The organism is Streptomyces hygroscopicus subsp. hygroscopicus (genome assembly GCF_001553455.1).
Lineage (GTDB): Bacteria > Actinomycetota > Actinomycetes > Streptomycetales > Streptomycetaceae > Streptomyces > Streptomyces hygroscopicus.
Genome location: NZ_BBOX01000561.1, coordinates 1 through 6,562 on the forward strand (window position 1 = coordinate 1; position 6,562 = coordinate 6,562).

The 6,562-nt window shown below is 71.1% G+C and carries 4 protein-coding genes and 1 pseudogene; 2 read left to right on the plus strand and 3 right to left on the minus strand.

From position 1 onward, the window contains the following. Positions 1 to 215, minus strand: a pseudogene (locus AXW62_RS42115) (hypothetical protein); the annotation flags it as partial. A gap of 632 nt (positions 216 to 847) precedes the next feature. Here AXW62_RS42115 and AXW62_RS38610 point away from each other — a divergent pair. After that, positions 848 to 1,369, plus strand: coding sequence for a universal stress protein (locus AXW62_RS38610; protein ID WP_030841735.1), 522 nt, complete (start codon positions 848 to 850; stop codon positions 1,367 to 1,369). A gap of 815 nt (positions 1,370 to 2,184) precedes the next feature. Here AXW62_RS38610 and glmS read toward each other — a convergent pair. Beyond that, positions 2,185 to 4,026, minus strand: a complete 1,842-nt coding sequence (gene glmS / locus AXW62_RS38615; RefSeq protein ID WP_060948453.1) for a glutamine--fructose-6-phosphate transaminase (isomerizing) — start codon at positions 4,024 to 4,026, stop codon at positions 2,185 to 2,187. Positions 4,027 to 4,193: 167 nt separating this feature from the next. Continuing rightward, on the minus strand, positions 4,194 to 4,469 hold the full coding sequence (locus AXW62_RS38620) for a hypothetical protein (protein WP_030841729.1): 276 nt from the start codon (positions 4,467 to 4,469) through the stop codon (positions 4,194 to 4,196). Positions 4,470 to 4,814: 345 nt separating this feature from the next. On the opposite strand from AXW62_RS38620, the gene AXW62_RS38625 reads away from it, so the two are divergent. After that, entirely contained in the window at positions 4,815 to 6,470 is a 1,656-nt protein-coding gene (locus AXW62_RS38625; protein WP_060948454.1) for a beta-N-acetylhexosaminidase, read from the plus strand. Positions 6,471 to 6,562 lie beyond the last annotated feature (92 nt).

Here is a 6,562-nt window from a genome sequence, read left to right on the forward strand (position 1 = left end):
GTGCGGCCGTGGCGGCCCCGGTGCGGGCTGGCGCCGTCCGCGTCCAGCCGGGCCGCGACGCGCTCGGAATGGCGCAACAGGGCGCGGCTGGCGGCCGTCACGGCGGCGAGCCCCGCGGCGGCCCCCGCCGCGACGCCGAGGGGCAATCCGCACATCAGCAGGGCGACGGGGACCACGGCACAGCTGAAGGCGGCCCAGCGGATCACCTCGCTCACCGCGTCGCTAGCGGCGGACTGGACCGGGGCTCGAGCGGGGCTCGGAACACGGGGCCGTCCGGGGGCCCCGGCCCCGCCGTCAGGGGCGTCCCCAGAGGCGTCGTACGCGCGGGCGACGGGCACGGGCAGGGTTCCTCTCGAGCGGTCGGCGGGCGGTCGGCGGAGGGTTCGGCGCTGGGGTGGCGTGGGGTGGCGAGCGGCGGCCGGCGATGGATCCGGGCAGGTGACCGGGGCGGGCCGGGGTCGCCGCACGCGGTGCCGCTACTACAACGCCCGGCCCGCCCCCAGGTCACTGCCGGGCCGCCGCACGGCGTACCGTGACGGCCCCGCCGACCCGGGTCCCGGGCCGGGCGCCGGGCCGAGTGGGGACCACTTGGGGCATTGCGTTACGGGCCGCCCTCCGGCATGCTCCGGGGAACGCTTCGGGCCGCTTCGCTCCCGTGGCGACCTCTGGGCACGTGGTGAATGCCGCCGTACCCTTGGGGGTAAGGGCTTGGAAAGATGAATCCCGGACGGATTTCGACCCCTCGATGCCGTCCCCCGAGCTCCAGCGGAGCTCAAGTCCCCCGACAGCCCCCAACCTGAGCCCCCGCCGATCCCTCCGCACGAGGACATCCTTCGCCGAGACACCGATGGCCGGTCACGAAATCCCCGAACCCGCGGACCGCAAGCGGGTCGCCGATCACATGGCGCACCCCGAAGCGGCGGAAGAAACACGTCATTCCTGCGATCCAGCTTTCCAGCACGGCGTTGTGGTCGGATTCGACGGGTCCACATCGAGCGAGCGCGCCCTCGCCTACGCCATCGGCATGGCCCGGCGCTCCGGCTCAGGGCTGATCATCGTCCATGTGGCCAACCGGCTGCCGACGACCGTCTGGGCGGGCTGTGAGCCGCCCGTCTTCGTCGACGTCCCCGATCACCGCACCGAGGTGCTGGGGCTCGAGTTGGCCTGTGCCGATCATCTCGCCGAGGTGCCCTGGATCCTCGTCGAGCGGGGCGGGGACATCTGTCACGAGCTGGAGGAGGTCGGCCGGGAGTACGCGGCCGACGCCATCGTGGTGGGCTCCACGCACGGGCTGGTGGGGCGGATCTTCGGCTCGGTCGCCGGGCGGCTCGCGCGGCGGGCACAGCGGCCGGTCGTCGTCATCCCCTAGGTGTGCTGCCCGGGGCCTCCGGTGTCCCTTCGGCCTTTCCGGCGTCCCCGTGTGATTTTCCCGCGTCTCTTCGGTCTCCCGGTGCCCCTTCGGTCTCCCGGTGCCCCTTCGGTCTCCCGGTGTCCCCTTCGGTCTTCCGGCATCTCTTCGATCTTCCGGCGGCGCTGCGGTTTTCCCGTGCCCCTCCGCGTGCTTTCGGGGGCTTCCCGCGGTCCTTTGGGGCTTCCCGCGTCTTTCCGGGCGGGTCTTCCCGGACCGCCTTCTCGCTGTCCCCGCGGCCTCTCGCCGCTCGCGTCCTTCCCGGTCTCTCCGCGTCCCTTCCGGAGTCTCCCGTCTCCTTCCGGGCCGCGTTGCCGCGTTCGCGGCCTTGCGGGGCCGTCTCGCGTCCGTTCGGGGCCTCTCGTGTCCCTGCCCTCCCGCGTGCTTCGAACCGCGGTGTCCCGGTGCGCTGTGCCCCCGCGCCCTCTCAACAAGCGTGGTAGTTCAGGCCAAAACTTTTGCCGCTGGCACGATTTCGCGGGCGTTCGGAACCGGACATCTTCAACTCCTCTTGACCGCAGAAGAGATGGCGTCAAGTTCATCTTGACAACCAATAAACCTACCGGTGCGTAGGGGTGAATTGGGCGTTTGCGGCGGGTACAAACCGTTCGATCGTGCTGTCGTGCGAGAAGTGACGGTTCCCGCGCGACGGCCGGCCGTCGGCGTGAAGGGCGACGTCGGCGAAGGGGAGGCGGCCCCCGCGTGCGTGGTGGCACACGCGGGGGACCGCCGAGGGATCGGCCCAGGTCGCATGGGGTGCGGGCGGCGGCGGGGGGTTATTCGACCGTCACCGACTTGGCCAGGTTCCGGGGCTTGTCGATGTCCCGGCCGAGCGCCAGCGCCGTGTGGTAGGCGAGCAGCTGGAGCGGGATGCCCATGAGGATCGGGTCGAGCTCCGCCTCGTTGCGGGGTACCACGATCGTGTGGTCCGCCTTCTCCTGTTCCTGGTGGGCGACGGCCAGGATCCGGCCGCTGCGGGCCTTGATCTCCTCCAGCGTCGCGCGGTTCTTCTCCAGCAGATCGTCGTCCGGGAGGACCGCCACGGTCGGCACCTCGGGCTCGATCAGCGCGAGCGGCCCGTGCTTCAGCTCGGAGGCCGGGTACGCCTCGGCGTGGACGTAGGAGACCTCCTTCAGCTTCAGGGATGCCTCGCGTGCCACCGGGTAGCCGCGGACCCGCCCGACGAACATCATGCTCTTTGCGTTCGCATATTCGGCGGCGAGCTTTTCGATCTCTTCCTCGCCGCGCAGCACCTCGGCGATCTGCTCGGGCAGCTTGCGCAGTCCGGCGATGATCCGCTTGCCGTCGGCGACCGAGAGGTCGCGGATCCGGCCCAGGTGCAGGGCGAGCAGTGCGAAGGCCACGGCGGTGTTGGTGAAGCACTTGGTGGAGACGACGCACACCTCCGGACCCGCGTGGACGTACACCCCGCCGTCCGTCTCCCGGGCGATGGCGCTGCCCACGACGTTGACGACGCCCAGCACCCGCGCGCCCTTGCGCTTCAGCTCCTGGACGGCCGCGAGGGTGTCGTACGTCTCGCCGGACTGGCTGACCGCGATGTAGAGGGTGTCCGGGTCCACCACCGGGTTGCGGTAGCGGAATTCGCTCGCGGGCTCCGCGTCCGCCGGGATCCGGGCCAGCTCCTCGATCAGCTGGGCCCCGATCAGGCCCGTGTGGTAGGCCGAACCGCAGCCGAGGATCTTGACCCGGCGCACCCCGCGGGCCTCGCGGGCGTCCAGGTTGAGCCCGCCCAGCCGGACGGTGGCGAAGCGGTCGTCGATCCGGCCGCGCAGCACCCGGTCCACGGCGTCGACCTGCTCGTGGATCTCCTTGTGCATATAGGTGTCGTGGCCGCCCATGTCATACGACTCGGCCTCCCACTCCACGGTGGTGGGGGAGGTGGAGGTGCGGCTGCCCTCGGTGGTGTAGGTGCGGTAGTCGTCGGCCTTGAGGGTGGCCATCTCGCCGTCGTCCAGCGTGACCACCTGGCGGGTGTGGCTGACCAGCGCGGCGACGTCCGAGGCGACGAACATCTCCTTCTCGCCGATCCCCAGCACCACCGGGGAGCCGTTGCGGGCGACGACGATGCGGTCCGGGAAGTCCGCGTGCAGTACGGCGATGCCGTAGGTGCCCTCGACCATCGCGAGCGCGTGACGGACCTTCTCCTCCAGGGTGGCCGCCTGGGAGCGGCCGATGAGGTGGGCGAGCGCCTCGGAGTCGGTCTCGGACACCAGCTCCACCCCGTCGGCGGCGAGCTTGGCGCGCAGCTCGGCGGCGTTGTCGATGATGCCGTTGTGGACGACGGCGACCTTGCGGTCCGCGTCCAGATGCGGATGCGCGTTGACGTCATTGGGCGCGCCGTGGGTGGCCCAGCGGGTGTGGGCGATCCCGGTGGTGCCCGTGAACCGCTTGGGAAGCCTGGCCTCCAGCTCGCGGACCCGGCCCTTGGCCTTGGCGGTCTTCAGCCCGGCCGATGAGGCATTCTGTCCACCCTTGCCCGGCTTGCCCTGGATCGCGATGCCCGCGGAGTCGTAGCCGCGGTACTCCAGGCGCTGCAGTCCCTCCAGCAGCAGCGGCGCCACATCGCGTTTCCCGATGTATCCGACGATTCCGCACATGGTGTTCAGGCCCTCCCATTGGATCGCTGGTGGTGCTCGTGCTCGTGTCTGTGTCCGCGGCTGTGTTCGTGCTCGTGTCCGTGCCCGCGGCGGTGTCTGCGGGCGTGTCCGTGCCTCGTGTCCGTGCTTGTGTCCGGCGGTGACGGCCGCCGTCGTGGACCGGAGCGTCAGCCGTAGACGATGCGGCGCAACTGGCGCAGCGAGAGTTCGGGCGGGGCCACCGCGCGGCGCGGCAGCTCGGCCGTGATCCGCTCGAAGATGTCCGCGTTGGTCAGCCCGCCGGACTGCAGCTCGCGGTGGCGGCGCCGGACGAACTCCTCCGTCGTCTCGTCGAAGTACGCCAGCACGTCCAGCACCACCCGGGCCGCCTCGCCACGGCTGAGCGGCGTACTGCGGACCAAGTGGTCGATGAGGTCATCGTGGGACATACGGCGATCGAGCATTCGTTGATAGTGCGATGCGGTGAGGCTTTTCGCAAACTTCCTGCCCGATATCGGGCAGGGGGTGGGGTGTGGGGGTGCTGTCCGGGGGGAGATCGCCGAGTTCGCGCGGGCATTGCGGTGGGGTGTCGTGATCCACATCACGTGTGGCGGTGGCGGTGGCGGTGGCGGTAGCGGCTGGGGGCAGGGGTGGTGGTTGGCGGGGGCTGGTGGTGGTCCTGGTGGTGGGTGGGCGACTTCCGCCAGGCGGTAAATTCTGACGGGTCGTCGGCAACACATTGGTCTACACCTTGACCGCAACTGGGCCTCGCGGTACCCAAGAGCGACGTTTCGTTGAAGGGATCCCCTGTGAGACGACGCCGTGCCCGACTGCTGTGTTCCCTGCTGCTGACCGTGGTTGCCGGAGCGGGGACCGCGGCCTCCTCCGCGTCCGCTTCCTCCGCATTCCCCGCTTCCGCCCCTTCCTCTCCCTACGCCGCCGGGGCCGCCCAGGCCGCCCCGACCCCCCTGGACCGGGTCGTGCCCGCGCCCGCGTCCGTACGGCCCGCGGCGGGCTCGTACGCGATCCGCCCGGACACCCGCATCCGGGTCTCCGGCACCGACGGCTCGGCGCGCCCGGCGCGCCGGGTGGGCGACTACCTGGCGAAGGTGCTGCGCCCCTCCACCGGCTACCGGCTGCCCGTGACCACGCGGTCGGGCGGTGACGGCATCCGGCTCCGGCTGATGCCGGACGGCGCCGGGGCGCGGAAGCTGGGCGCGGAGGGATACCGGCTGGAGGTGACGAGCCGCGCCATCACCCTCAGCGCGCGGGGTTCCGCCGGACTGTTCCACGGCGTCCAGACGCTGCGGCAGCTGCTGCCCGCGTCCGTCGAACGCACCACCCGGCAGCCGGGCCCCTGGCGGGTCTCCGGCGGCACCATCACCGACGTGCCGCGCTATGCCTGGCGGGGCGCGATGCTCGATGTCTCCCGGCACTTCTTCGGCGTCGACCAGGTCAAGCGCTACATCGACCAGCTGGCCCTCTACAAGTTCAACACACTGCATCTGCACCTCTCGGACGACCAGGGGTGGCGGATCGCGATCGACTCCTGGCCGCGGCTGGCCACTTACGGCGGTTCCACCCAGGTCGGCGGCGGGCCCGGGGGCTACTACACCAAGGCCGACTACCGCGAGATCGTGCGCTACGCGGCCAGCCGTGAGCTGACCGTCGTCCCCGAGATCGACCTGCCGGGCCACACCAACGCCGCGCTGGCCTCGTACGCGGAACTCAACTGCGACGGCGTCGCCCGGCCGCTCTACACCGGTACCGATGTCGGCTTCAGCTCGCTGTGCGTGCCGAAGGAAGTGACGTACGACTTCGTGGACGACGTCATCGGCGAGCTGGCCGCGCTCACCCCCGGCCGCTATCTGCACATCGGCGGGGACGAGGCCCACTCCACCAGCCATGAGGACTACGCGGCCTTCATGGACCGGGTGCAGCCGATCGTCGCCAAGTACGGCAAGACGGTGGTCGGCTGGCACCAGCTGACCGGTGCCCGGCCCGCCAAGGGGGCGATCGCCCAGTACTGGGGTCTGAACGGGAGCGAGAAGGAGGTCGCGGAGGCGGCCAAGGCGGGCACCCGGCTGATCCTCTCCCCGGCCAACCGCGCCTACCTGGACATGAAGTACGACGCCGATACGCCGCTGGGGCTCGCATGGGCCGGTTACGTCGAGGCGAAGCAGTCCTACGACTGGGACCCCGGCGCCTATATCAAGGACGCCCCGGCGTCATCGGTGCTCGGTGTCGAGGCGCCGCTGTGGTCGGAGACCCTGCTGACCAGTCCGCAGCTGGAGTACATGGCCTTCCCCCGCCTCCCCGGCATCGCCGAACTCGGCTGGTCCCCCGCGAGCACCCACGACTGGAGCGACTACCGGGCCCGGCTGGCGGCGCAGGGCCCCCGCTGGGACGCGCTCCGCATCGCGTACTACCACTCCCCGCAGATCCCCTGGCCCTCGGACGACTGATGCTCCGTCGGCACCGTCTCCGTGCTCCGTGCGCTCCGTGTGCTCCGTGCGGGGGCGGTGCCGAGGGGTGGGCGTGGGGGTGGGCCCGAGGG